We start from the raw sequence: 24,713 nt of genomic DNA on the forward strand, positions 1-24,713 counted from the left end.
ACGACGGTGCAGCCCGGCTGTTTCAGGAGTGAAGAGTGCGTGACGAGTTCGATGCAGTGGTCATCGGTTCCGGCCCCAACGGGTTGACGGCCGCCGCAGTCCTGGCGCGGGCCGGTCGACGGGTCCTGGTGATCGAGGCCGCCGACACCATCGGCGGAGGTGCACGCACCGACGAGGCGTTCGGCGGCGGCATTCGCCGCGACGTCTGCTCCGCGGTCCACCCGACCGGCTACGCGTCCCCGGCGTTCGCCGACCTCGACCTCACCGCTCACGGATTGACCTGGGCGGTGCCGGGCGTGTCGGTGGCGCACGTCGGCGGGTTCGGCACGGTCGGCATCCACCGCGACCGACAGGCTACGGCCACCGAACTCGGCGTCGACGCCGCGCGCTGGCGGCGGATCGTCGATGCGAGGGACCCGACGGCTCTCGCCGGCCGGATCCTGGAGCTGCCCGCCCTGTCGGCGCGCCGCCCGTTCAGCGTGGCCGGAGCCGCCGCGGCGGTGCTCCCCGTCGACGTCGTGGCCAGGATGTTCGCGACCGAACGAGCGGCGACGGTGTTCGCCGGGATCGCCGCCCACGCCGCGCGCCCGACGACGTCGGCGGGGTCGTCGGCCGCGGGCGTGCTGCTGGGCATGTTGACGGCCACCGGATGGCCCGTCGCGGTCGGCGGATCCGAGTCCATCGCCGACGCGCTGGCAGCGGTGATCCGCGGCCACGGCGGTCGCATCGAGACCGGTTGCGCGATCACCGAACTCGGCCAACTGCCCACCGGGTGCGATCTCTTCTTCGACACCTCGCCCGACCTGATCGCCCGGCTCTTCGGCGAGCGGCTCCCCCGCCGATACGCCCGTGCGCTCCGCCGATTCGACTACGGCGTCGGCACCTGCAAGGTCGACTTCGTCCTACGCGAACCGATCCCGTGGACTCGACGACCGGAGTTGATGGCGCAGACCGCGACCTTCCACCTGGCCGACGACACGATGCAGATCCGGCGCACCGAACGCCAGGTGGCCGCGGGACTGCTCCCCGAGCGCCCGTGGGTGCTGGGCGGCGAGCCGACCCGCGTCGACCCGTCGCGGGCACCGGCGGGTACGCACCTGGCGTGGGCGTACTGTCATGTCCCTGCGGGCTGCGACGTCGACGTGTCCGATCGGATCATTGCGGAGATCGACGCGGCCGCACCGGGATTCCGCGACCTGATCGTCGACCGGATCGTCACGACGGCCACCGATCTGGCCGCCCACGACGCGAACTACGTGGGCGGTGACATCAACTGCGGCGCCGCCAGCCTGCGCCAGCTGCTGGCCCGTCCCGTCTTGGCGCGCACCCCGCAGATCACCGGGATCGACGGCGTCTACCTGTGCTCGTCCGCGACGGCGCCCGGCGGCGGCGTCCATGGAATGTCCGGCTACCGGGCGGCCCGCGCGGCGCTGCGGAGAGTCACCGCTTGATCTTCTCCAGGTGCACGAACGCCTGCACGTGGACGTCCGCGCCGGCCACGGCCTCCCGGATCTGATCGGTGACGGCGCCGACCCTCTCGGCGACCTCGGGATAGGTGTGGACCGAGTTCGCGGTCACTTCGAGTCGGATGATGCTTCGGGCGCGATCGTCGAGCGCACGCGCGGACACCGCGGTGAACATCGGATCGCCGGACAGCTCGTCGGCGACGGCGGACGCGATCAGCTTGGGTGCGATGTTCATCGTGCCGGTCTCGTCCGATCCGGCGAGGTCCAGATCGTCCACCGCGCCGGGACGGACGGCCGAGACGATGAGCGGCAGCGCCCACACCAGGGTCAGTACGACGATCCCGACCAGGACCAGGGTCCACCAGCCGCTGTCGGCGAATCGGCCGACGGCGTCGTTGTCGACGCGATCGAGGGCGTCGACGACCGGTGAGACGCCGATGTTCCACAAGACGGCCACGGCCCCGATGACGACGAGGACCAGGCCGATGAGTCCGGTGGAGAGTCTGTGGAGTACTGCGGGCAGTCGGTTCATCGTCGTCCCCCTCCGTGCCGCGACGGGAACCGGACCACCGCGCGCAGCGGCGGCTCCACTTCGCGTGCGACGGCGCCGACGACCTCGCGGACTCGCTCGCGGTCGGCCGAATCACGCGCGATGACAGTGCATTTGGCCTTCCGCCTGGTTACGACCGTCGTCGCGTGGTCGACGCCGGAGATCGACTCGGCGGCCGCGCTGGCGCGTCGGGCGACGTCGACGCGCCTCGTCCACATCACATCGTGATCGGCCAGGCGCATATGCGTGGGTCGTCGCGGCTTGACCGCGGCGGCCAGCAGCGCGAGACCGATCACCAGGCAGGCGATCGCCGCCGCCCACATCCACCCCTGCCACGGGGTCTCGACCGCATCGTGAGCCGCTCGACCCAGCCACGGATCGCCGTCGGTCCAGCCGGCCTTCACGACCAGGTCGCGGATCGCGACCCCGCACAGGACGAGCAACGCCAGTCCCAGAACCGCACCCGCGATCGCGGCACCGGGCCGTCCCGATGGAGCGAACACACTGCGATCGGCGATGTCGTCGGTGCTCGAACGCTCGCGGTCAGTGCTCATCGTCATGATCGTCCTTTCGCTCTCGCTCGGGTTCTGCCGACTCGGCGACGGCGGGCAGATCGATGTACCCCTGTTTGCGTCGAGCCACCTCGCCGCGCGGGATCAACTGCCGCACCGTGACGTCCACCCGCACGGGCCGATCGCCGGTGAACTCTTCGAGATCGTCGGCGACGGATCGGCGGACCTGCGCGCACACCGACGTGACCGGACTCGGCCAGGCGAGGGCGAGGGTGAGCGAGAGACGGCGCGCGGTGCCCGCCGAGTCGACCTCGGCCTGTGGCAGGTCGCCGCCCAATCCGAGAAGCTCGGTGGTCGACGAGCCGAGGACCGATCCGACGGCGCCCTGCTGTCGCACGACGCCGTCGACGTTCAAGGCAGCGCGCTCGGCGATCCTCTCGATCACCCGATCGGCGATGACCAGTGCGCCCGCGGCGGTCTCAGCCACGGCCTCTGCTCCGCACGATCGCGGTGAGGTCGAGCCGGCCGTCCAGCTGCAGTCCGACCACCACACCGATGAGTCCGAAGACCAGTGCGAGGACCAGTCCCCAGAACCCGCCGACGAGTGCGGCGATGGCCAGGAGCAGGCCTGCGAACAATCCGATCACGGTCTTACTCATCAGCTCGCCCTCCGAGTCTGGTCGACGTCCTCGACGACCACTGTGAACGGTAGTCCGGTGACCGCCTCCGCGGTGTCCCGAACGGATTCGGCCACCTCGCGGAGATCGTGTGCCAGATCGACGACGATGTGGACCTCTCCGTCCTCGGCGCGAACCGCGATCCCCGACACGCGTCTGCCCGGCAGGTAGGTCGCGACCTCACCGAACAGCCCGCTGTGCAGGTCGACGACACCGGGTGTCGCGAGCACCGCGTCCGCGAGCTGCTCGGCGAGCGAGCCCTCGTCCACATCGTCGGACGGCGCGGTCATCACTCGACCCTCCGCGTTCCGTCCGACTGGTCGGCGTCGTCGCCGAAGTTGACGTCGTGCACGGTCACGTTCACCTCGGTGACCTCGAGGCCGGTCATCTGCTCGATCGCGGTGATCACGTTGCGGCGGATCGCGGCGGCGAGCTGGTGGATGGCGACGCCGTAGTCGGCGACGATCGAGACGTCGACGGCTGCCTGTCGCTCGCCGACCTCCACGTCGATGCCCTGGGTGGCGCTGACGGTGGCGCCGGGGATCACTTCCCGGACCTTCCCGACGACCCGTTCGGTGGTGCCGCCGACGTCGTACACGCCGTCGATCTCGCGGGCCGCGATGCCCGCGATCTTCGCGACGACGATGTCGGCGATGGACGTGCGGCCGCGATCGCTTCCGGTGTCCCGGCGAGCGATCTCACGCGTGCTCTTCGCGGTGCGTGTGCTCTTTCCGGTGGCGGTCTGAGTCGAGGACTCCTCCGTGGTCGCGGCAGCCTCTGTGGTGGCGGTGTTGTCTGACACGTGAACTCCTTCTTCTGGTGGGTCTTTCACACCGATCGCGACCCCTCGTCCGGCCGGAGCCGAAATCGCACGATCCGTGTGTAGAGTCAGTCGCATCGAGGCGGGGAAGTTGCACGGATGAATGTATGTGATATGGATCACCCAGGCACGCTCGACCTGGAGGAGCTGAGCGACGACGAGCTGGCCGGCGCGGCCGCGGCGGGCGACACCGAGGCGTTCGACGTGCTCGTTCGACGCATGTCACCGGTGCTCCTGCGGTACATGCGCCGCATGGTCGGCGAGCCGCAGATCGCCGAAGACCTAGCTCAAGAGACGTTGCTGGACACGTGGAAGGGCTTACCGGACTTCGCCTTCCGGAGTTCCTTCCGAACCTGGATGTTCGCCGTCGCACACCGCAAGACGGTCGATCACTATCGACGCAGGCGTGATCTCCCGACCGACGGCGAGCGGTTCGCCGAACTCGTCGCACAGGGGCCGCTGCCCGCCGACAAAGCCGAGCATTCGGCTTTGGTGGACGCGTTGCGGGTCGAGCTGGGACACTTGCCCCGCATGTCCCGGGCGGCGTGGTGGCTCAAAGAGGTCGAGGGTCTGACGATCATCGAGATCTCCGAAGTCCTGCGGATCAGCACCGGATCGGTGCGCGGGCATCTGCAGAGGAGCCGGAAGTTTCTGGTGTCCAGGCTCGCACCGTGGCAGCCTGGGGCGAGGGCCGACGACGGCGGACGGTCAGCGGTAGCGAAAGGAGGCCGGTCATGAGCGACGTGCACTGTGACGATGCGACCGACGACCTCACCGATGCCTGGCTCGTCGATGTGATCCGTGACGACACCGAGTCGGACAGCGATGTGGAGCGCCTGATCTCGTCGATCTCGTCGGGTCTGCGCCGAGTCCGTCGACCGGCGCGGACGCTCGCCGCCGACGCCCGCGGTGTGGCCGTGAGCGATCGCGTCGTGAAGCAGCAGATCGCGGTGGGAATCCGACGCAGTCTGGGGCGTCTCGTCGTCTTCGCGTCGGTCGACGGAACCGACGATCGCGTCGACGGAGTCCGCATCGGACTCATCGCACGGTACGGCGACGACATCCCGGCGTTGTCGGACCGGGTCCGAGACCTCGTCGAGGACGTCCTGGTCTCCACGATCGGCGTGCGGACCAGTGCCGCGGCGCGTGCCGACGTCTCCGTGCGCTGGCAGGATCTCTACACGCGCGAGTGGCTCGACTGACCCGAGCGACGCGCACCCGGTCGTCGCCCGCCGGGATCGGTCGGTTGCGCTGTTCTACTCCTCAGTCCTGCCGCGCATCACGCCATTTCACGAGTCGCTCGACGGTCGACAAGTCGTAATCGGGGCCGCCGACGGCCAACGTCAGCAGTGTGACGCCCTCGGCGGTGATCGCATCGCCGAATCGCAGGAGATCGTCGGTGTCCCCGTCCGCCTGCAGTTCGGCGGACCGTTCGATGGTCGACGGATCACGTCCGAGCGCCGCGCAGTGCTCGGCGAGAACCGCGGACTTGTGCCGGTAGGTCTCGACGTCGACGAACGAGTGCCAGATGTCGGCGTGAGCGGCCACGTGGCGCAGCGTCTTGCGTTCGCCGCCGCCGCCGATCAGGATCGGGATCGGGCGTGTCGGCTGCGGGTTCAGTCGTGCCATACGGGATTCGATGCGGGGGAGAGCTTCGCCGAGGGCGTCCAGACGTGAGCCCGCGGTGCCGAAATCGTAGCCGTACTCGGTGTAGTCGCGCTGGAACCAGCCGCTGCCGATACCCAGGATCACCCGGCCGCCCGAGACGTGGTCGACGGTGCGCGCCATATCGGCGAGCAGCTCGGGATTTCGGTAGCTGTTGCAGGTGACGAGCGGGCCGAACTCGATGCGCTCGGTCTGCTCGGCCCATGCGCCCAGCATCGTCCAGCACTCGAAGTGCGCGCCCGCCGGATCGCCCGACAACGGGAAGAAGTGATCCCAGTTGAACGCGATGTCGACGCCGACGTCCTCGGCACGTCGGACGGCGTCGCGAATGAGCGCGTAGTCGGGGGCATGCTGCGGCTGGAGCTGGACGCCGATGCGGACACGTGAAGTCATGCGACCATTGTGCCCCGCCGAGCGGCTCCCGGTGATCGAGCAGTGTCTCGCCGTCCCTGCTGGGCGAGCGGATGCGCGACGTCATCTTGCCAATTCCGCAAGGCATGATGACAGATGAGCAACTGGCTGGCACCGTGGACGTCATGACCTCGAAGCATGAGCACGGACCCGCAGACATCGGACGCCACCCGGAGACCGCTCAGGAATGGGATGAGAAGTACTCCGAGGCCGACCGCCTGTGGACGACGAACGTCAATCCCGCCCTCGTCGCCGAGGTCGGCGGGCTCGCACCGGGGACGGCCCTGGACATCGGCAGCGGGGAGGGGGCGGACGCGCGATGGCTGACGGAGAAGGGCTGGCGGGTCACTGCCGTCGACATCTCGCAGGTCGCCGTCGACCGTGCGCGCGCGGCCGACCCCGACGGGACGATCTCCTGGAACCGCGTCGACCTGACGACGGAGTCGGTCCCGAACACTCCGTTCGACCTCGTATCGGCGTTCTACTTCCCCATCGCGCGCGTGCAGGAGTCGCTGGCCGAGGTCCTCGTCGGCGCCGTCGCACCGGGTGGTCGGCTTCTGGTGGTCGCGCACGCGGCCGCCGGAATGGCGGCGCACGGCTTCGACGCCTCCGACTACGTCTTCCCGTCCGACATCGCCGAGGGGCTCGGCGACGACTGGGAGGTCGAGGTGCTTCAGACCCGCCCGCGCGGCGTGCCCGCGGGCAACGGCGCGCATATCGACGACGAGGTGCTGCGGGCCCGTCGCATCCGCTGAGACCGGGGGAGAGGCGACCCTCAGATCCAGCCCAGATCCCGAGCCTTGACCGCGGCCTCGTAGCGGTTCGCGACGCCCAGCTTGGTCATCGCCGACGAGAGGTAGTTCCGCGTCGTCCCCGGTGAGAGATGTGCGCGGGCGGCGATCTCGTCGACCGACGAGCCGTCGATGGCGAACTCGAGGACGTCGGCCTCGCGCGGGGTCAGCACGGAGTCGCCGGTGCTGATGGCTTCGGCGGCCAGTTCGGGATCCACATAACGTCCGCCGCCGTACACCGTGCGGATGACGGCCGCGAGTGTCGTCGCCGACGCCGTCTTCGGGAGGAACCCGCGCACGCCCGTCGACAGCGCGCGTTTGAGATAGCCGGGGCGGCCGTGGCTGGTGACGATGAGGCAGCCGGCTCCGGGGGAGAGTTCGAGCAGTCGCTGCGCGACGTCGATTCCGTCCATACCGGGCAGTTGGAGATCGAGGACGGCGACGGGTGTGGGGAGTCCCTCGTCGACGCGGGTCCGCCACAGGTCGACGAGATCCTCACCGGTGCCGACGTGCGCGATCACCTCGATATCGTCTTCGAGGTCGAGCATGGTGGCCATCGCCGCGCGGATCAGGGTCTCGTCGTCGGCCATCAGTACCGGAATCATGCTTTCTCCCAACGGATCTCAAGAGTGAATCGGCCGTCGTCCGCCGCTGTGGCGAGGTGCGAGCCGACGTGGTCGAGGCGCTCGGCCAGGCCGCGCAGTCCCGAGTGCTCGCCTTCGACGGCCGTCGCCCCGTCGTTGGTCAGACTCATCCCGGCCGGTCCGAGTGTCAGGGTGGCGGCGGTGGCCGACGAGTGTCGCACGATGTTCGTGGTGCCCTCGCGCACCACCCACGCCGCCGCCTCGTGGAACTGCCGGGGGACGGAGTCTGCGTCGCCTTCGACGACCAGGCGACATCCCGCGGCGGCGAGCAGGGAGCGGGCGCCGGCGATCTCCCCGGTCAGATCGATGCCCCGGTAGCCGCGCACCAGTGAGCGCATCTCCTCCATGGAGGAGACGGCGACGGCCTTGACCTCGTCCATCTCCGCGGCGGCCCGCTCGGCGGCCCCCGCTCGGGACAGTCGGGAGGCGAGTTCGCTCTTGACGGCGATGGTGGAGAAGCCGCGTCCCACCACGTCGTGCAGATCGCGAGCGAAGCGGAGACGTTCCTCGGCGACGTCGAGTTGGGCCTGTGTCTCACGCGCCTTGTCGAGGTCGTCGACCACGCGCAGCGCCCACACGGACAGGCGGGTGAGGAACAGGCAGAACGCGGCGATGAGCGCGAGGGCGAGCATGTGGCGCAGGTAGCCGGCGGGGGAGCCGTAGGCGAGCGCGGTCACGACGCAGAGTCCGGCGGCGATGAGCCAGCGACGGGCGGCGAAGGCGATAGACGACAGCGATGCGAATCCGACGACGAGCCAGCCGACGGCACGCGCGGTCTCCTCGTCGATGAAGGTCCGTACGAGGAGACCGCAGATCCAGGCGACGAGGAATGCGAGCGCCGACCCGACGGCGAGCCGCTGATCGCGGCGCGGGGCGTTCCGCCCGGTCAGCTCGGGCCTGGACTCGAAGGCGAGGACCGCCGCCAGCATGGTCACCGTCGCGGCGGCGATCACACTCGGGAAGTGCCTGCCGGTGACGATCGTGGTGACGCCGACCACGACGGCGCTGCATTCGAGGGACCATCGCGTGTACGAGCGATATTTGGCGGATTCGGACAGCCCGCGCCACCGGTCGAGCGGAGCGATCACCCGCGGTCGTCCCAGCGGAACGATTTGTAGACGAGGGCGATCGCGACGACGGTCCATACGACCAGTGTCGCAAGGGGACGTCCCATATCGGCGAAGGTGCCGGCGAAGTCGGCCGCGGGAGCGTCCTCTCCCGCCGTCGCCGGGATCCCCGCGGTGCCGAGGTGCATCAGGTCGGAGACGGCGGCGTACGGTGTCCAGCCGAGGATCTCGGCGGCGCGGTCGGGGAGTGTCGCGCGGATGCTGCCCATGCCGATCATCGCGAGGGCGATGACAGGTAGTGACGTGATCTGCGCGGCTTCGGCGTTCTTGGTGAAGCCGCTCGTGGCCAGGGCGAGGAGGCCGAACACGACGGCCCCGCCGGCGAGTGCGACGACCATGGCGATCACGTTGGCCGGGCCCGGCGCGCCTGTCGCGTAGACGACGAGGGCGATGAGCAACGACGATGCGGCCGTGATGATCAGTCCGGGGACGTTGGGCGCGGTGAGGATCTGCCAGTCGGCCGCCTCCCCGGTGCGCAGGCGTTTGAGGACGCCCTCGCTGCGGCGTGTCGTGACCATCGACAGCACCGTGTAGTACTGCACGAACATGAGCGCGAACAGGGCGAACATGTCGAAGGCGGCGGCGACTCCGGAGCGTTCGACGACGCCGTCGTTCCCGGCGCGTCCGAGGAAGTACACGGCGAGCGGCATGAGGATCGGGAAGACGACACCGGTCACCACGAGGGTCTTGTTGCGGCGGAACTGGACGAACTCGGCGCGGGAGAGGGCGGTCAGCGGACTGCGTCGAAAGGCGGGGGTCGTCGCGGTCATCGGGTGGCTCCGATCGTCTGGTCGTGTGCGGGTTCGCCCGCGAGGTCGAGGAACACCGACTCCAGTGACGCGGCACGCGCACCGAGGCCGGACAGGGGCAGATTCTGGCGGTCGGCCCAGGTCAGGATGTCGAGCAGATCGTGCTGGAGCCGGTGGGTGGCCAGTGCGACGCGGCTTCCGTCGACGGTGAGTCCGTCGATCGGCGGCAGTGCGACGCCGGGGTGGTCGAACACGATGGTCGACGGATGGCCGTCGACGATCTCGCGGAGCGTGCCGGCGCGGGCGACGGCTCCCGCGTGCATGATCGCGATCCGGTCGGCGAGCGCTTCGGCCTCGTCGAGGTAATGGGTGGTCAGGACCATGGTGACCCCGCCGGCCTTGAGGTCGGCGAGCAGTCGCCATGTCGCGCGGCGGCTCTCCGGGTCCAGCCCCGTCGTCGGTTCGTCGAGGAACAGCAGGCGGGGCTGCCCGAGGAGGGCGCATGCGAGATCGACGCGGCGCTTCTCGCCGCCGGAGAGCGATCCGACGCGGACGTCGGCGCGGTCGGTCAGATTCACCTTGTCCAGAACGTCGTCGACCGTCGTCGGATGGGTGCAGGTGCCGCGCCACATGGTCAACGTCTCGGCAACGGTCAGCTCGCCGGGAAGTCCTCCGGCCTGCAGCATGATGCCCAGATCGGGGCGGACGCGACGTCGGTGGCGCACTGGATCGAGCCCGAACACCTCGACGGTGCCGCCGTCCGGGGAGGCCAGTCCTTCGAGGAGGTCGAGGGTCGACGTCTTGCCCGCGCCGTTGGTGCCCAGGAGGGCGAACACCTCGCCCTGCTCGACGTCGAGGTCGACCCCGCGCACGGCGTGGTAGGCGTCGTCGCCGTGTCCGTACCAGCGCTGCAGGTCACGTGCGGTGATGACCGGGCTCATCGGGCGGCCCACACGGTGCGCTCGCCGTACGCCCAGCGTCCGATCATGTATGCCGCGACGATCGCCCCTGCGGTCGCCGCGAAGAGCAGTCCGGCCTGCACCGCGATGAGGACCGCCGCGAGGAGCACCGCGGTCGCCGCGATGACGAACACTTCGCGGCCGCGGGTCGGCGCCGGTCCGAGACGGCAGCAGTCGATGAACAGTTCGTGCATGGAGGCCTCCCGGAATCCGGGGGCGCGACGGCGGTCGGCTGGGGGTTGCGATGTCGTTTTCATGCCTCCAGCCTCGTCGGGCGGGGGCCTCGCCAGTAGTGTGCGCAGTCATCGGTCCGTGTGGGTTCCGCACGGGTCGGCGATGACGTCTGTCATGGGCGGGTCAGCGCAGGAGCGCCCCCAGTCGGTGTGCGGCCGCGACGACGGCGTCGCCCAGGCGGTCCTGGTGACGGGCGTCGAACACCGAGACGCCGATGCTGACCGGTCCGGACACTCGGGTCATGACGGCGGCGGAGATGCCGGTCACGGACTGTGTCACTTCGCCGGATGTGACGGCGTAACCGCGCGCGCGGGCCAGGGCGATCTCCTCCCGTTCGCCGTCTTTCGGCGGCATCGTCGCGAGCATCGCGAGTCCGGCCGACCCCTTGTTGATCGGATCGACCTGGCCGGCGTGGAAGCCGACGTGGGCCCGAGCGTTACGCGGTTCGATCACCAGGAGTGCGCGCACGGCGTTCTCGCCTTCGCGGACCGCGACGTGAGCGGTCGCCGATGTCGCGTCGGCGAGCTCCTCGAGGAGCGGCTCGACCAGTTCACGCAGATCCTGCTCGACCGCGCCCGCCAGGGACACCAGCGCACCGCCGAGGACGATTCGCTTGCCCTCGGCTCGCCGGCACATGCGGTGGGCCTCCAGGGTCCTCACCAGCCGGTCGGCGACGGTGCGGTGCACGCCGACGCCTTCGGCGATCTCCGTCACGGTCAGTCCGTACTTGTGCGCGGCGAGCAGCTCGAGGATCTCCAGGCCGTTGTGCAGGGTCTTCGACATTCGCGAGTCGAGTTGTACGGCAGGTGATTCGGCGTCGATGGGGTCCAGGTCTCCATGAGAACCGAGCGATGTCATTGGGCCGCCTTCTTGACGTATGTGAGTCGAGACACTTAGAGTAATCGTTAATCGCACGACACGTTCGATTATCGCACACATTCAGACGAACCGCAATGTTGTTCGTCTGACCGATCGACAATGACCGGGAGGTCCCGCCAATGGCTGTGAGCGGCACGCGCACCGACGTCACTCCGGGCGACCTCGCGGAGATCCATCAGCTCTACGGGCGGCAGAGTCATCTCATCGACGGGGGGCGAGCTCTCGCGTGGGCGCAGACGTTCACCGTCGACGGCGAGTTCGTGTCGCCGAGCTACTCGGCACCGGTCGTCGGGGAGAAGGCGCTCGTCGAGTTCGCGCAGGCGTTCGCGAAGAACGCCGCGGCCGCGGGAGAGGCGCACAGACATGTGCTCACGAACCTCGCCGTCGATCGGGTCGCCGACGACGAACTCGTCGTCGGCGGCTACCTGCAGATCGTCGCCACCCGGCACGGGGGAGAATCCCGTCTCCTCCGCATGACGACGATCACCGACCACGTCGTCCGAGTAGGCGGAGCCTGGCGCATCGCGCGTCGCGTCGTCCGCCGTGACGATCAGCCCGCCTCATGACGCGGGTCGATCGCATTCGACGCAGAGACAATTCTGGAGGAAGACCACAATGACCGACACCACTGACGCACAGAACCCCGGCCGCACCGATTCGGCACAGATGACCGCGGTGTACCCGGAACTGGCGGGAAGGGCCGCCGTCGTGACCGGAGCGGCGCGGGGCATGGGCGCCGCGTTCGCCGAGGGACTGGCGACGCGCGGGGTGAACGTCGTCGGCGCCGACATCAACGACGAGCAGATGAACGCCACCGCGGCCGAGATCAACACCTCGCTCGCCGCACAGTCGCTCGCCGACACGCCCGGACGAGTGGTCGGTGCACGGGTCGACGTCACCGACGTCGCCGACCACGAGGCGCTCGCGCAGATCGCACTGAAGGAGTTCGGGCGCATCGACTTCTGGATCAACAACGCGGGCATCTTCCCGTTCGCACCGGTCGACGAGATCTCCCCCGAGCAGATCTCGGCCGTGCTCGACGTCAACGTCGAAGGCGTCTTGTTCGGTGCGCAGGCCGCCGCGCGCCATATGGAACCGGGTGGCGCGATCGTCAACATGTCGTCGGTGTCCGCGCTGCGCATCCGCCGCGGTCGAGGCGCGTACTGCACGTCGAAGGCCGCGGTCGCCCACCTCACCGAGTCCCTGGCCGTGGAGTTGGGCGACAAGGGGATCCGCGTCAACTCGATCGCACCCGGATACATCGACACCGAGATGACCCGCTGGGTCCAGGAGGACCCGGCGGCCCTCAAGCACGCGCTCGACGTGGTGCCCCTCCACCGCCTCGGGTCCCCGGAAGAGGTCTTCGGACCGCTGCTGTTCCTCCTCTCCGACAGTGCGCGGTACGTCACCGGGCACTCCATCGCCGTCGACGGCGGTTCCCGGCATGTCTGAGTCCGTCACGTATCCGCGCGTGGTTCTGGTGACCGGGGCCGCGGGAGGCATGGGCGCGGCGCACGCCACGGCGCTCGCCGCACGCGGTGTCCACGTGTGCGTCGCCGACGTCGCAGACGCCTCGGCGGTGATCGGCGAGATCGAGGCGGCCGGCGGGAGTGCTTCGGCGCACGAACTCGACGTCGCCGATCCGGCCGCCTGGACTCGCGTCGTCGACGAGATCGCCGGCGCGCGGGGCGAACTCGGCGGTCTCGTCAACAACGCGGGCATCAGCCGCCGCCTGGAGTTCCTCGACACCCCGGACGACGTCTGGGAACTGACCATGAGAATCAACCTGTTCGGCCCGTTCTACGGTATGAAGGCTGTCACGCCGCTGATGCGCGACTCCGGTGGCGGATCGATCGTCAATATCTCGTCGATCTCCGGTCAGATCGGCTACTTCTCTCCGGCGTACTCGTCGAGCAAGTGGGGGCTCACCGGCTTGTCGAAGTCGGCCGCGGGCAACTTCGCCAAGTGGAACATCCGGGTGAACTCCGTGCACCCCGGCCTCGTGGGGACGGCGCTGCTCGGCGGTGCCGACGCATTCGTAAAGGCCGCCGTCGACAGCATCCCCATGAACCGCATGGCCACCCCGGCCGAGATCACCGACGCAGTGCTTCACCTGCTGTCGGACCGGTCGACCTATATGACCGGCAGTGAGCTGACCGTCGACGGCGGACTGGTCTCGAACGGTCTGTATCACCGCATCATCGAAGAGACTGGAGACCTGTCGTGAGCGACGAGGAGACCGTGGACGTCGTCGTCATCGGGGGTGGCGGCGCGGGGCTCGCGGCGGCGGTGTCGGCCGCCGAAGCCGGGGCGTCGGTCCTGCTGTTCGAGTCGGAGACCGAGCTCGGCGGCTCGACGCAGCTGTCCGCAGGCCTGTTCACGGCGGCGGGCACGAGCGTGCAGAAGGGTGTCGGCATCGACGACACCGCCGAGAAGTTCTTTCAGCACTACATGGACCTCAACCAGTGGATGCTCGCACCCGGACTGATCCGCACCTTCTGCGAGAACGCCGGACCCACCCTGGAGTGGCTGATCGGGCTCGGCGTGGACATCCCGGCGCGCGAGTCGTCGAACGCCCACATGCCGGGGCTGTCCCAGGCGGGCGTCGAGGACGTCTGGCGCGGTCACGTGCCCAAGGACCAGGGCTACGGCCTGGTCCAGACCCTCGACCGTGCACGGAAGGCCAACGGTGTCGACGTCGTGCTCGCCACTCGGGTGCAGTCGCTGCTCGTCGAGGACGGGCGAGTGGTCGGCGTCGTCGCCGACGACATCGATGTCCGCGCGAAAGCAGTGGTCGTCGCCTCTGGTGGATTCGCGCAGAACCGTGAACTGCTCGAACGCCACTACCCGACCGCACTGCAGGCCGACGAGTCGCTGTTCGTGGTCGCGGCACCGGGCAGCCGCGGCGACCACCTCGCGTTCGGCGATCAGGTCGGAGCGTCGGTGACGGGCGACGGCTGGGGGCTCATGCTCCCCACCGCGTACTTCCAGCGTCATCACCACTGGCAGGCGGGGTTCCCGCCCAAGTCGAGGATCTACGTCAACCACTCCGGTCGACGATTCATGGACGAGGACGCGTCGTACGCGGTGTCGTCGGGCATCATCGACGCCCAAGGCGGCCGGGTGTGGGCGGTCTTCGACGAGAAGGCGCGTGTCAACCTTCCCGCTGGATACGCCGACTGGGATGCGAACAGGATCGCCGAGGAGGCGGACGCCGGCCGCACGGTCCGGGCCGAGACGCTCGACGACCTGGCCGCACAGATCGCCGTGCCCGCCGGTGCTCTCAGGGCCGCGGTCGATCGGTGGAACACTCAGTTGCCCAACGGATTCGACGACGACTTCCTTCGCCACCGGACCCTCGCGAACAAGGGGTCGACGGCGAATCCGGAGCCGATCGACGCGGGACCCTTCTACGCGGTGCGGATGCTGCCCGCCGAACTCGTGTGCACCCACGCCGGTCTCGAGATCAACGGCGACGCGCAGGTCCTCGACGCAGACGGCCGAGCCGTCCCCGGGCTCTTCGCCGCGGGCGAGGCCGGGGCCGGTGTGCTCGGCCTCCGCTACGTGGGCGGCGGAAACGCCGTCGCGAACGCTCTCACCATGGGGCGTATCGCCGGGCGACGGGCCGCGGCGGTCGCCGAGGCCTGATGAACCTCTCTTCACCCTCCCTCCGGCCCGGCGCGGCGACGACCTCACCGCGCCGGGCACCCCTCACCGCCAAGGAGTAGTCGGCATGGACGCCACCACTACCGCCGCCCAGGCCGCAGACGCGGCCGTCGGGCGTTCGACGATTCGGAAGGTCGCCTTCCGAGTCATGCCGCTGGTCATGTTGCTGTACATCTTCAACTACATGGACCGGACCAATATCAGCTATGCCCAACTCGGCATGGAGGACGACCTCGGAATCACGACCGCGACCTTCGGCGCGGTGTCGTCGATCTTCTTCCTCGCGTACGTCGTGTTCGAGATTCCGTCCAACATGGCGCTCAAGAAGTTCGGCGCCCGACTCTGGCTCGCGCGCATAGCGATCAGCTGGGGCATCGTCACGGTGATCCTCGGATTCGTGAACAGCGTGACCCACCTGTACATCGTCCGCATCTTGCTCGGCATCGCCGAAGCCGGTCTGTACCCGGGTCTGCTGCTGTATCTGACCTTCTGGTTCCGTCAGCGTGAGCGGGGGCGTGCGATCGCCGCGATGGCACTCGCGCAGCCGATCGCGATGATCGTCGGCAGCTTCACCGGTGGTCTGATCCTCGACCACATCCACTGGTTCGACATGAGCAGCTGGCGATGGGTCTTCATCCTGCAGGGCGCACCGACCATCATCCTCGGCATCGTCATTCTGTTCTACCTGCCCGACACTCCGTCGAAGGCGAGGTTCCTGACCAAGGACGAGTCCGCCTGGCTCGAGGGCCAGATCGAGTCCGAGTACCCCGACGGCCGCGAAGAGGAGACCGTCAAACAGCAACTCGGCGCGATCAAGAACCCGAAGATCCTGCATCTGGCGGTCGCGAACCTGTTCGCCGCCTGCGGCCTGTACGGCTTCACGTTCTTCCTGCCGCAGATCATCAAGCAGATGAACCCGGACTACTCGGCCACCAACATCGGCTTCCTCGGCACCCTGCCGTTCCTCGTCGGCGCCGTCGGCATGGTGTTGATCGCGCGGTTCTCGGATCGCACCGGTGAACGCAAGTACCACACGATCGTCTCGCTGCTGGTCGCCGCGGTCGGCCTGTTCGGCACCATCCAGTGCGTCGGCACACCCGCCGTCGCCATGGTGTTCCTCTCGATGGCCGCGATCGGTGTGCTCGGCTACCTCGCGCCGTACTGGGCGATGGCTTCGCAGGTCCTGTCGAAGAAGGAGACCGTCGTCGGTCTCGCCGCGATCAACACGATCGCCGCACTGGGCGGCTTCTTCGGTCCGTATGTGATCGGCAAGAACGCGTCGGCCGACGACGTGACCATCGGCCTGTACTTCCCGATCGGCTGCCTCATCCTCTCCGGGATCATGCTCGCCTTCGTCAAGGTTCCGAAGATGGTGCGCGGCGCCGGAGATCGTTCCGTCACGTCGCCCGTCGAGGCCTGAACCGTATCCGCAGAATCTCGCCTATCACGACAGGAGGTCGGCCATGGCGTACTACCGACAGCTCGGCGTCGTCCCGCCGAAGCGCCACACACAGCATCGAGGTCCCGAGGGGAACCTCTACTTCGAGGAGTTGATGGGCGAGGAGGGCTTCTCCTCCGACTCGTCGTTGCTCTACCACCGGAACATCCCGTCGGCGATCGTCGACGCCACGGTGTGGAAGTTGCGTGATCAGTCGACCACGCCGAATCATCCGCTCAAGCCGCGGCATCTGAAGCTGCACGACCTGTTCCCGGCGTCGTCGTGGACACAGACGGACGTCGTGACCGGCCGACGTCTGATCCTGGGCAATGCCGACGTGCGGATCTCGTATGTGGTCGCGGCGGCACCGTCGCCGCTGTATCGGAACTCGCTCGGCGACGAGATGGTGTACATCGAGTCCGGCGAGGCGATCGTGGAGACCGTCTTCGGCGCCTTGCGCGCACGGGAAGGCGACTACGTCCTGCTCCCCATGTCCACGACGCACCGTTGGATACCGCAGGGCGCGGATCCGTTGCGCGCGTACACGATCGAGGGCAACAGCCACATCGTGCCGCCCAAACGGTATCTGTCCCGCTTCGGTCAGCTGCTGGAGAACGCTCCGTTCTGCGAACGCGATCTGCATGGACCGACCGACCCGCTCCTGACCGAGGGCACCGATGTCGAGGTGCTGGTGAAGCACCGTGCGGGCGGGCGGATCGTCGGTACGCGGATGGTGTACCCGGATCACCCGTTCGACGTCGTCGGGTGGGACGGCTGTCTGTACCCGTACACGTTCAACATCGCCGACTACGAACCGATCACCGGACGTGTGCATCAGCCGCCGCCCGCGCATCAGGCGTTCGAGGGCCACAACTTCGTGATCTGCAACTTCGTGCCCCGTAAAGTCGACTATCACCCCCTGTCGATTCCGGTGCCGTACTACCACTCGAATGTCGACTCCGACGAGATCATGTTCTACTGCGGCGGCGACTACGAGGCGCGTAAGGGATCGGGGATCGGTCAGGGCTCGATCTCGATCCACCCGGGAGGGCATGCGCACGGTCCGCAGCCGGGGGCGTACGAGCGCAGCATCGGTGTCGAGTTCTTCGACGAACTCGCGGTCATGGTCGACACGTTCCGGCCCCTCGAACTCGGTGAAGGCGCGCTGGCCTGCGAGGACCCGGGATATGCGTGGACGTGGGCGGGACGGCGGCCGGCGTCGTGACCGAGCACGCCATCGCGATCCCCGATCTGTTTGCCGGGCTGTGCGACGACGCGGCCCTGTTCCCGCCGGGGAACGCATCGATCGCCGACGCGGTGCCGGCGCACCTGGCACATGAGCGCAGTGCACACGCTCGGCTGGTCGGGCCGTTCGTCTTCCCGGCGCCACGGCTCGCGGAGCTTCCCGGGATCCTCGCGCGGGTCGACGGCGTCCTCGATCTGAGCCTGACCGTCCCGGCCGGTGTCGCGGCGGCGCCCGACGCCGTCGCCGTCGTTCGCGGTGTGGCCGGGGTGCGGTTCGCGGCGCTGGAGATCGCGGTGCCGGCCGGGCAGACCACCGCCGCCCTGATCGCGGGACTCGATGCGATCGCCGCAAGCGTTCCCGGTGTCGAGGTCTACGTCGAAGTGCCGCGTGATCGGCGGCGCGCCGAGGTCATGGCCGCGCTGATCGGCACTCCGTACGCGGCTAAGTTCCGCACCGGCGGCATCGTCGCCGAGGCGTACCCGGACGAGGCCGAACTCGCCGCGGCCGTCGTGTCCGCCGTGGAGGCGGGCGTCCCCTTCAAAGCGACCGCGGGGCTGCACCACGCGGTCCGCAACACCGATCCCGACACCGGTTTCGAACAGCATGGATTCCTCAATCTCATGCTCGCCGCTCACCGGGCGGGACGCGGCGCCACGGTCGCCGAGATCGCCCGGACTCTCGCCGAACGCGACGGTGCGCGACTCGCGCGCGCGCTGACCGAGCTCGACGGCCACGCGGTCGGAGCGCTGCGTGCGACCTTCCGGTCGTTCGGAACGTGCAGCATCGCCGACCCGCTGACCGAGCTGACCGACCTCGGCCTCGTGTCCACCACCGACCAAGGAGTCCCCGCATGACCGTCATCCCGATTCCCGCCGACTCGCTGTTCGGCGTCGACAACCTCCCGTACGGCGTGTTCTCCACCGACGGGACGCCGGCGCGCGTCGGAGTCCGCGTCGGCGACCACGTCGTCGACCTGGCCGCGGCTCTCGACGACGCCGTGTTCGCCGAGCCCACGCTCAACGCCTTCATGGCGGAAGGACGCGCGCGCTGGGATGCCGTACGAGCCCGGATCGCCGACCTCGTCACCGGCGACGTCGCCGACGACGCGGTGCACGCGGTGACCGATGTGACGATGCATCTGCCCATCGCCGTCGCCGACTACGTCGACTTCTACGCCTCCGAGAACCACGCGTCGAACCTCGGTCGGCTGTTCCGCCCGGACGCCGAACCGCTGATGCCGAACTGGAAGCATCTGCCCGTCGGTTACCACGGCCGGTCGAGCACGGTGGTGGTCTCCGGAACCGACATCGTCCGCCCGTCCGGACAGCGCAAGGCGCCGACCGATGCCGAGCCGACGTTCGGACCGTCGCTGCGTCTGGACATCGAGGCCGAGATGGGCTTCATCGTCGGTGCGGGTTCGCCGATGGGCGGCTCGATCGCTCCGGACGAGTTCGCCGACCACTGCTTCGGCGCGGTGATCCTCAACGACTGGTCCGCCCGCGACATCCAGGCCTGGGAGTACGTGCCGCTCGGCCCGAACCTCGGCAAGAGCTTCGCCACCTCGATCTCGGCGTGGGTCGTGCCGCTGCAGGCACTGGAGGCCGCGCGCGTGCCGACGCCCGCCCAGGATCCGACGCCGCTGCCCTACCTGCGAGGCGATCAGGACTGGGGGCTGGACATCGATCTCGCCGTGGAATGGAACGGCGACACCGTCACCCGGCCGCCGTACGCGGGCATGTACTGGTCGCCGGCGCAGATGCTCGCGCACACCACCGTCAACGGCGCCGCCGCGAGCACCGGTGACCTGTTCGGCTCCGGGACGATCTCCGGGACCGAGAAGAACCAGCGCGGTGCGTTCATCGAGCTGACTTGGGGCGGCGCCGAACCCGTCGACGTCGCGGGCGAGCAGCGAACCTTCATCGTCGACGGCGACGAGATCGCGATCTCCGCGACCGCCCCGGGGGCGAACGGAGGACGCATCGGCTTCGGCGAGGTCCGGGCGCGCGTCCTTCCGGCGCACACCGACTGAGAGCGCTTCCGCGATCGGCTGTGCGCCCCGCCACCGTCGGCACCGCTCGGGAATGATCGGCGCGCGAGGGTCGTCGTAGTACGAGGGGCCGCACCCCGGCCGTACCGCCGATCCGTCGAAGGACTTGTCCGTTGTCTCACCTGCTGTTCGAACCGATCACCCTGCGCGGACTAACCGTCCGCAACCGCGTCTGGGTTCCGCCGATGTGCCAGTACTCGGCGAACACCGAGGACGGCGTGCCCGCGGCCTGGCACCTGGTCCATTACGGCGGGCTGGCGCGTGGCGGTGCGGGCGCGGTGATCGTCGAGGCCACGGGTGTGACACCCGAGGGCCGGATCTCCAACCGCGACCTCGGCCTGTGGAACGACGAGCAGCGCGACGCCTTCGCGCCGATCGTCGACTTCATGCACTCGCAGGGCGCCGCCGCGGGCATCCAACTCGCGCACGCCGGCCGCAAGGCGTCGACGTGGCCGGAGTGGGGCGCCGAGAAGTCGGGTGCGCGGTCCGTCGACGAGGGCGGATGGCAGACCGTCGCGCCGTCGCCGATCGCGTTCCCCGATCTCGCCGACCCGAAGGAGCTCACCGCGGCCGAGATCGTCGAGACGGTCGCCGCATTCGCCGCCTCGGCGCGACGCGCGGCCGATGCGGGCTTCGACCTGGTCGAGATCCATGCCGCGCACGGGTACCTCCTGCACGAGTTCCTCTCGCCGCTGAGCAATGTCCGCACCGACTCCTACGGCGGATCGCTGGAGAACCGCGCGCGCTTCCTGCTCGAGACGGTCGACGCGGTCCGCGCCGAGGTCGGAGACGACTTCCCCGTCCTCGTCCGACTCTCGGCCACCGACTGGACCGACGGCGGACTCACCGGCGACGACACCGTCGAGGTCTCCCGCCTGCTCAAGGCGCACGGCGTCGACCTGATCGACGTGTCGACCGGAGCCAACGTCCCCGCTCAGATCCCCGTCGGTCCCGGCTACCAGGTGCGCTTCGCCGAACAGATCCGCAGCGGGGCCGAGCTGCCGACCGCCGCGGTCGGACTCATCACCGATCCGTTCCAGGCCGAGCAGATCCTCGCCACCGGCCAAGCCGATGTGGTCCTGCTGGGTCGCGAGATGCTGCGCGACCCGCACTTCCCGGTCCGCGCCGAGAAGGAGTTGCGTCGCGAGTACGGCTACGTGCCCGCGGCGTACCACCGCGCGTTCGCCTGAGACTGTCGGAGGTCGGTGCCATGATCGACGCATGAGGATCGAACAGTTCGAACGGAGCGAGGCGTCGATCCTCCACGCCGATCTGGACTCCTTCTACGCCTCGGTCGAGCAGCGCGACCATCCGCGGCTGCGCGGCCGACCGGTCCTGGTCGGATCCGGCGTCGTGCTCGCGGCGAGCTATGAGGCCAAGGCGGCCGGTGTGCGCTCGCCGATGCCCGGACACGAGGCCCGAGCACTGTGTCCGACCGCGGTCACCATGCCGCCGCGGTTCGATGTGTACATGGCCGCCTCACGAGCGGTGTTCGACGTGTTTCATGACGTCACACCGCTCGTCGAGGGCATCTCCGTCGACGAGGCGTTCCTCGACGTCGGCGGACTCCGCAAGATCAGCGGCACGCCCGTCGAGATCGCGGCCCGTCTTCGCCGTCGCGTGCGCACCGACGTCGGACTGCCGATCACGGTCGGCGTGGCCCGCAGCAAATTCCTCGCCAAGGTCGTCAGCGCGGTCGGCAAACCCGACGGCCTCCTGGAAGTGCCCGCGGGCGGAGAGCTGGACTTCCTGCACCCGCTTCCGGTCCGACGCCTGTGGGGTGTCGGAGCCAAGACCGAGGCGCGCCTGCGGGACGCGGGCGTCTCCACCGTCGGACAGATCGCGCAGCTCGGCGAGAACCGCATGTGCGCACTGCTCGGTCGCGGCACCGGACGACACCTGTACGCCCTGTCGACGGCCCGCGATCCACGGCGCGTCGAGACCGGGAGGCGGCGCAGTTCCATCGGTTCGCAGCGGGCGCTCGGGCGTCGCATCAAATCCGAGGCCGACATCGAGGCGACGCTGCTCGCCATCGTCGACCGGCTCGGCGGCCGCCTGCGCGCGGCAGACCGACTGACCCGAACCATCGTGCTGCGCTTACGCTTCCACGACTTCGACGCCGTGACCAGATCGCGGTCGATGCACGATCCGACCGACTCGACCGAGGTGATCCTCGCCGTCGCGCGCGGGCTGCTCGACGAGGCCATGCCGATGATTCGCGAGCGGGGCTGCACGCTGATCGGACTCTCCCTCGGCAACCTCGAAGACCACGGCGCCGTGCAGTTGGCACTGTCGTTCGACCGGCCCGATCACACCGCAGACCTCGACGTCGCCGTCGACGCTCTCCGCGGGAGGTTCGGACGGAACGCGATCACTCGCGGCGCCCTGGTGCATCGAGACCACGGTGCCGACGCCCCGATGCTGCCGGATTAGACGGTCAGCACCACCTTCCCGCCCGCCCTGCCACTGGCCACCAGTTCGAGCGCTTCGACGGCGTCGACCAACGGGAACGTCCGCGCGATCGGCACCTCGAGTTCACCGGCGGCGACCAGATCGAGCAGTGGTCCGCGCATCGCATCGCGATAGGTCGCGCTCTCGGGATCCAGACCTGCCACGGCGACGAGCCCGTATCGGTCCGCCGCCGTCTTGTTCGCGGCGGTGATGATCCGCGACCGGTCGGCGACCAGCGTCAGAGACGCGTCGATGGCCTCGTCGGTGCCGGTGAGGTCCAGTGCCGCAATGGGATTCGACGCGGCCGCACGGAGTCTGTCGGTCAGCCCGTCACCGTAGACGACCGGGACCGCTCCGTATCGAGCCACCGCGTCGGTGCGCGCCGGTCCGCAGGTTCCGATCACGCGGACGCCGTCGCGCGCGGCGAGCTGCAGCAGCGTCGCGCCCACCGCGCCCGATGCGCCGTGCACGATGATCTCCTCGCCGGAGGCGAGCCGTGCGCGGTGCAGCATGTCGGCCGCCGTGGTGCCGGCCAACAGCAACCCGGCCGCTGCGACGTCGTCGACCGAGTCGGACAGGGCGAACGCCTTCTCGGCGGGAAACGTCAACGACGTCGCGTAGCCGCCGTGCACGCGGAACGCGGCCACCCGGTCGCCGATGCGAAGCGGTCCGGAACCGCCCACCGCGTCGGGACCCACGGCGTCCACCACACCGGTGATCTCGTAGCCGATCGGTAGCGGGAACGTCGTCGCCCGAGCCACATGTTTGAGATCGGCGGGATTGACCCCGGCCGCGGTGACGGACACTCGTACCCGGCCGGGCCCCGGTTCGGGAGCCTCGCCGTCGACGAACGCGAAGTCGCGCAGACCGTCGGACCCCGTCGCCTGCCACTGTCGGTTCATCATCGATCGAGCATAGGACTGGGGAGTCTCGTCCGTCGCGGCCCGACCATGACGGGGCCGCCGACGGCTATTACTGTGACCTGCATGACTAGCAACGTTGATGCGTCGAATCCCGATCTGGTGACGGTGGACGTTCCCACTCACTGGTACAACCTGGCGGCAGAGCTGGACGAACCGATCCCGCCGCACCTGCACCCCGGTACCAAGGAGCCGGTCGGGCCCGACGATCTCGCCGCACTGTTTCCCGCGGGTCTCATCGCTCAGGAGGTCTCGACGGAGCCGTACATCGAGATCCCCGAGCCGGTCCGCGAAATCTACAAGATGTGGCGTCCGTCGCCGCTGATCCGCGCCCGACGTTTCGAGGAGGCCCTCAACACCAGGGCGCGCATCTACGTCAAGTACGAGGGAGTGAGCCCGGTCGGCAGCCACAAGACGAATTCGGCTGTCGCACAGGCCTACTACAACAGCATCGACGGTGTGAAGAAGCTGACCACCGAGACCGGCGCCGGTCAGTGGGGAAGCGCCCTCGCCTTCGCCGGCGCGCAGTTCGGCATCGACGTCGAGGTGTGGCAGGTCCGCGCGTCGTACGATTCGAAGCCCTACCGCGGCTTCCTCATCCGGACCTACGGCGGCACGCTGCACCCGAGCCCGTCGGATCTCACCGAATCCGGTCGCGCGATGCTCGCCAAAGATCCGAACACCACCGGCAGCCTGGGGATGGCCGTGTCGGAGGCCGTGGAGGTCGCCGCGCAGAACGACGACACGCGGTACGCCCTCGGCAGCGTTCTCAACCACGTGGTGCTGCATCAGAGTGTCATCGGTCAGGAGGCCGTCGACCAGCTGTACGCCGTGGAGCCGGGCGGCGCCGACGTCGTGTTCGGCTGTGCCGGAGGCGGATCGAACCTCGCAGGTCTCTCGTTCCCGTTCATCCGGGAGAAGCTCGACGGCCGCAGCACGCCGCGGATCGTCGCCGCCGAGCCCGCCGCGTGCCCGTCGATCACCCAGGGCGAGTACCGCTACGACCACGGCGACGTCGCCGGACTGACCCCGCTGCTGAAGATGCACACGCTCGGTATGGACTTCGTGCCGGATCCGATCCATGCGGGCGGTCTGCGGTACCACGGCATGGCGCCCGCGCTGAGTCACACGGTGGAGCTCGGTCTGGTGGAGGGCACCGCGATCGCTCAGCACGACGCGTTCAGCGCCGGCGTCCAGTTCGCCCGCACCCAGGGCATCGTGCCCGCACCGGAATCGACGCATGCGATCGCCGCCTGCGCCGCGCACGTCGCGAACAGCGACAAGGAGGAAGTGGTGGTCATCGGCCTGTCCGGTCACGGTCAGCTGGACCTGCCGGCGTACGCCGATTTCCTCGACGGCGGGTTCTGACCCGACTGCGAGAGTTGTCGAATTCGGGCCGGTTGCTACGTGACCGGCCCGAATCCGCGTTAGGGTCAGTAATCCGTTCGACCTAATCCTTGG

The 24,713-nt window shown here is 68.9% G+C and carries 29 protein-coding genes; 15 read left to right on the plus strand and 14 right to left on the minus strand.

Annotated elements, in window-relative coordinates; all coding sequences use genetic code 11:
* Positions 1 to 35 precede the first annotated feature (35 nt).
* Positions 36 to 1,451, plus strand: a complete 1,416-nt coding sequence (locus BKA16_RS03520; protein ID WP_183369372.1) for an NAD(P)-binding protein — start codon at positions 36 to 38, stop codon at positions 1,449 to 1,451.
* On the opposite strand, the gene BKA16_RS03525 is transcribed toward BKA16_RS03520, so the two are convergent.
* Genes BKA16_RS03525 through BKA16_RS03550 form a run of 6 tightly spaced genes read right to left on the minus strand, consistent with a single transcriptional unit; the run spans position 1,441 to position 4,007 of the window.
* Complete coding sequence (locus BKA16_RS03525) at positions 1,441 to 1,998, minus strand: Asp23/Gls24 family envelope stress response protein (protein ID WP_183369373.1); 558 nt, start codon at positions 1,996 to 1,998, stop codon at positions 1,441 to 1,443. The genes BKA16_RS03520 and BKA16_RS03525 overlap by 11 nt on opposite strands.
* Positions 1,995 to 2,570, minus strand: coding sequence for a DUF6286 domain-containing protein (locus BKA16_RS03530; RefSeq protein ID WP_183369374.1), 576 nt, complete (start codon positions 2,568 to 2,570; stop codon positions 1,995 to 1,997). Before BKA16_RS03530 ends, BKA16_RS03525 begins: the two co-directional genes overlap by 4 nt.
* On the minus strand, positions 2,560 to 3,015 hold the full coding sequence (locus tag BKA16_RS03535) for an Asp23/Gls24 family envelope stress response protein (RefSeq protein WP_183369375.1): 456 nt from the start codon (positions 3,013 to 3,015) through the stop codon (positions 2,560 to 2,562). The genes BKA16_RS03530 and BKA16_RS03535 overlap by 11 nt, the downstream gene beginning before the upstream one ends.
* Entirely contained in the window at positions 3,008 to 3,187 is a 180-nt protein-coding gene (locus BKA16_RS03540; RefSeq protein WP_183369376.1) for a DUF2273 domain-containing protein, read from the minus strand. Before BKA16_RS03540 ends, BKA16_RS03535 begins: the two co-directional genes overlap by 8 nt.
* On the minus strand, positions 3,187 to 3,495 hold the full coding sequence (locus BKA16_RS03545; RefSeq protein WP_183369377.1) for an Asp23/Gls24 family envelope stress response protein: 309 nt from the start codon (positions 3,493 to 3,495) through the stop codon (positions 3,187 to 3,189). Before BKA16_RS03545 ends, BKA16_RS03540 begins: the two co-directional genes overlap by 1 nt.
* Positions 3,495 to 4,007 carry an Asp23/Gls24 family envelope stress response protein gene (locus BKA16_RS03550; protein WP_183369378.1) on the minus strand — a complete coding sequence of 171 codons (513 nt, stop codon included), beginning with the start codon at positions 4,005 to 4,007 and terminating at the stop codon, positions 3,495 to 3,497. Before BKA16_RS03550 ends, BKA16_RS03545 begins: the two co-directional genes overlap by 1 nt.
* Before the next feature lie 132 nt (positions 4,008 to 4,139).
* On the opposite strand from BKA16_RS03550, the gene BKA16_RS03555 reads away from it, so the two are divergent.
* Positions 4,140 to 4,763, plus strand: a complete 624-nt coding sequence (locus BKA16_RS03555; RefSeq protein ID WP_246371632.1) for an RNA polymerase sigma factor — start codon at positions 4,140 to 4,142, stop codon at positions 4,761 to 4,763.
* Positions 4,760 to 5,227, plus strand: coding sequence for a hypothetical protein (locus BKA16_RS03560; protein WP_183369380.1), 468 nt, complete (start codon positions 4,760 to 4,762; stop codon positions 5,225 to 5,227). Before BKA16_RS03555 ends, BKA16_RS03560 begins: the two co-directional genes overlap by 4 nt.
* 61 nt (positions 5,228 to 5,288) lie before the next feature.
* Here BKA16_RS03560 and BKA16_RS03565 read toward each other — a convergent pair whose 3' ends face one another.
* Complete coding sequence (locus BKA16_RS03565) at positions 5,289 to 6,083, minus strand: LLM class F420-dependent oxidoreductase (protein WP_183369381.1); 795 nt, start codon at positions 6,081 to 6,083, stop codon at positions 5,289 to 5,291.
* A gap of 143 nt (positions 6,084 to 6,226) precedes the next feature.
* On the opposite strand from BKA16_RS03565, the gene BKA16_RS03570 reads away from it, so the two are divergent.
* Positions 6,227 to 6,856, plus strand: coding sequence for a class I SAM-dependent methyltransferase (locus BKA16_RS03570; RefSeq protein ID WP_183369382.1), 630 nt, complete (start codon positions 6,227 to 6,229; stop codon positions 6,854 to 6,856).
* A 20-nt stretch (positions 6,857 to 6,876) separates the two neighbouring features.
* On the opposite strand, the gene BKA16_RS03575 is transcribed toward BKA16_RS03570, so the two are convergent.
* From BKA16_RS03575 to BKA16_RS03600, 6 genes are all read right to left on the minus strand, one after another.
* Positions 6,877 to 7,497, minus strand: a complete 621-nt coding sequence (locus BKA16_RS03575) for a response regulator transcription factor (protein WP_183369383.1) — start codon at positions 7,495 to 7,497, stop codon at positions 6,877 to 6,879.
* Positions 7,494 to 8,624 (minus strand): sensor histidine kinase, encoded by a 1,131-nt coding sequence (locus tag BKA16_RS03580; protein ID WP_343067268.1) that lies wholly within the window; start codon positions 8,622 to 8,624, stop codon positions 7,494 to 7,496. The genes BKA16_RS03575 and BKA16_RS03580 overlap by 4 nt, the downstream gene beginning before the upstream one ends.
* Entirely contained in the window at positions 8,621 to 9,433 is an 813-nt protein-coding gene (locus BKA16_RS03585; RefSeq protein WP_183369385.1) for an ABC transporter permease, read from the minus strand. The genes BKA16_RS03580 and BKA16_RS03585 overlap by 4 nt, the downstream gene beginning before the upstream one ends.
* Positions 9,430 to 10,353 (minus strand): ABC transporter ATP-binding protein, encoded by a 924-nt coding sequence (locus BKA16_RS03590; protein ID WP_183369386.1) that lies wholly within the window; start codon positions 10,351 to 10,353, stop codon positions 9,430 to 9,432. The genes BKA16_RS03585 and BKA16_RS03590 overlap by 4 nt, the downstream gene beginning before the upstream one ends.
* On the minus strand, positions 10,350 to 10,628 hold the full coding sequence (locus tag BKA16_RS03595) for a hypothetical protein (protein ID WP_183369387.1): 279 nt from the start codon (positions 10,626 to 10,628) through the stop codon (positions 10,350 to 10,352). The genes BKA16_RS03590 and BKA16_RS03595 overlap by 4 nt, the downstream gene beginning before the upstream one ends.
* A gap of 100 nt (positions 10,629 to 10,728) precedes the next feature.
* Positions 10,729 to 11,463, minus strand: coding sequence for an IclR family transcriptional regulator (locus tag BKA16_RS03600; RefSeq protein WP_246371634.1), 735 nt, complete (start codon positions 11,461 to 11,463; stop codon positions 10,729 to 10,731).
* A gap of 140 nt (positions 11,464 to 11,603) precedes the next feature.
* Here BKA16_RS03600 and BKA16_RS03605 point away from each other — a divergent pair, with 140 nt between their 5' ends.
* From BKA16_RS03605 to dinB, 10 genes are all read left to right on the plus strand, one after another.
* On the plus strand, positions 11,604 to 12,050 hold the full coding sequence (locus BKA16_RS03605; protein WP_183369388.1) for a nuclear transport factor 2 family protein: 447 nt from the start codon (positions 11,604 to 11,606) through the stop codon (positions 12,048 to 12,050).
* 49 nt (positions 12,051 to 12,099) lie between these two features.
* The gene (locus BKA16_RS03610) at positions 12,100 to 12,936 is read left to right on the plus strand and encodes an SDR family NAD(P)-dependent oxidoreductase (RefSeq protein WP_183369389.1); all 837 of its coding nucleotides are present in this window, start codon (positions 12,100 to 12,102) and stop codon (positions 12,934 to 12,936) included.
* On the plus strand, positions 12,929 to 13,711 hold the full coding sequence (locus tag BKA16_RS03615) for an SDR family NAD(P)-dependent oxidoreductase (RefSeq protein ID WP_183369390.1): 783 nt from the start codon (positions 12,929 to 12,931) through the stop codon (positions 13,709 to 13,711). The genes BKA16_RS03610 and BKA16_RS03615 overlap by 8 nt, the downstream gene beginning before the upstream one ends.
* Positions 13,708 to 15,132 carry an FAD-dependent oxidoreductase gene (locus BKA16_RS03620; RefSeq protein ID WP_183369391.1) on the plus strand — a complete coding sequence of 475 codons (1,425 nt, stop codon included), beginning with the start codon at positions 13,708 to 13,710 and terminating at the stop codon, positions 15,130 to 15,132. Before BKA16_RS03615 ends, BKA16_RS03620 begins: the two co-directional genes overlap by 4 nt.
* An 85-nt stretch (positions 15,133 to 15,217) precedes the next feature.
* On the plus strand, positions 15,218 to 16,570 hold the full coding sequence (locus BKA16_RS03625) for an MFS transporter (protein ID WP_183369392.1): 1,353 nt from the start codon (positions 15,218 to 15,220) through the stop codon (positions 16,568 to 16,570).
* 43 nt (positions 16,571 to 16,613) lie between these two features.
* Positions 16,614 to 17,813: a homogentisate 1,2-dioxygenase gene (locus BKA16_RS03630; protein ID WP_183369393.1), complete on the plus strand. Its 1,200-nt coding sequence runs from the start codon at positions 16,614 to 16,616 to the stop codon at positions 17,811 to 17,813.
* A complete protein-coding gene (locus BKA16_RS03635) occupies positions 17,780 to 18,688 on the plus strand; it encodes a hypothetical protein (RefSeq protein WP_387996278.1) in 909 nt (302 codons plus the stop codon). The genes BKA16_RS03630 and BKA16_RS03635 overlap by 34 nt, the downstream gene beginning before the upstream one ends.
* A complete protein-coding gene (gene fahA, locus BKA16_RS03640) occupies positions 18,685 to 19,863 on the plus strand; it encodes a fumarylacetoacetase (RefSeq protein ID WP_183369394.1) in 1,179 nt (392 codons plus the stop codon). Before BKA16_RS03635 ends, fahA begins: the two co-directional genes overlap by 4 nt.
* Positions 19,864 to 19,994: 131 nt before the next feature.
* Positions 19,995 to 21,071, plus strand: a complete 1,077-nt coding sequence (locus BKA16_RS03645; protein WP_183369395.1) for an NADH:flavin oxidoreductase/NADH oxidase — start codon at positions 19,995 to 19,997, stop codon at positions 21,069 to 21,071.
* Between the two features lie 31 nt (positions 21,072 to 21,102).
* A complete protein-coding gene (gene dinB / locus BKA16_RS03650; RefSeq protein ID WP_183369396.1) occupies positions 21,103 to 22,314 on the plus strand; it encodes a DNA polymerase IV in 1,212 nt (403 codons plus the stop codon).
* Here dinB and BKA16_RS03655 read toward each other — a convergent pair.
* Complete coding sequence (locus BKA16_RS03655; protein ID WP_183369397.1) at positions 22,311 to 23,237, minus strand: quinone oxidoreductase family protein; 927 nt, start codon at positions 23,235 to 23,237, stop codon at positions 22,311 to 22,313. The two genes, dinB and BKA16_RS03655, sit on opposite strands and share 4 nt — an antisense overlap.
* Before the next feature lie 81 nt (positions 23,238 to 23,318).
* Here BKA16_RS03655 and BKA16_RS03660 point away from each other — a divergent pair, with 81 nt between their 5' ends.
* Positions 23,319 to 24,620, plus strand: coding sequence for a TrpB-like pyridoxal phosphate-dependent enzyme (locus BKA16_RS03660; protein WP_183369398.1), 1,302 nt, complete (start codon positions 23,319 to 23,321; stop codon positions 24,618 to 24,620).
* Positions 24,621 to 24,713 lie beyond the last annotated feature (93 nt).

The sequence above is a fragment of the Gordonia humi genome, from assembly GCF_014197435.1.
Lineage (GTDB): Bacteria > Actinomycetota > Actinomycetes > Mycobacteriales > Mycobacteriaceae > Gordonia > Gordonia humi.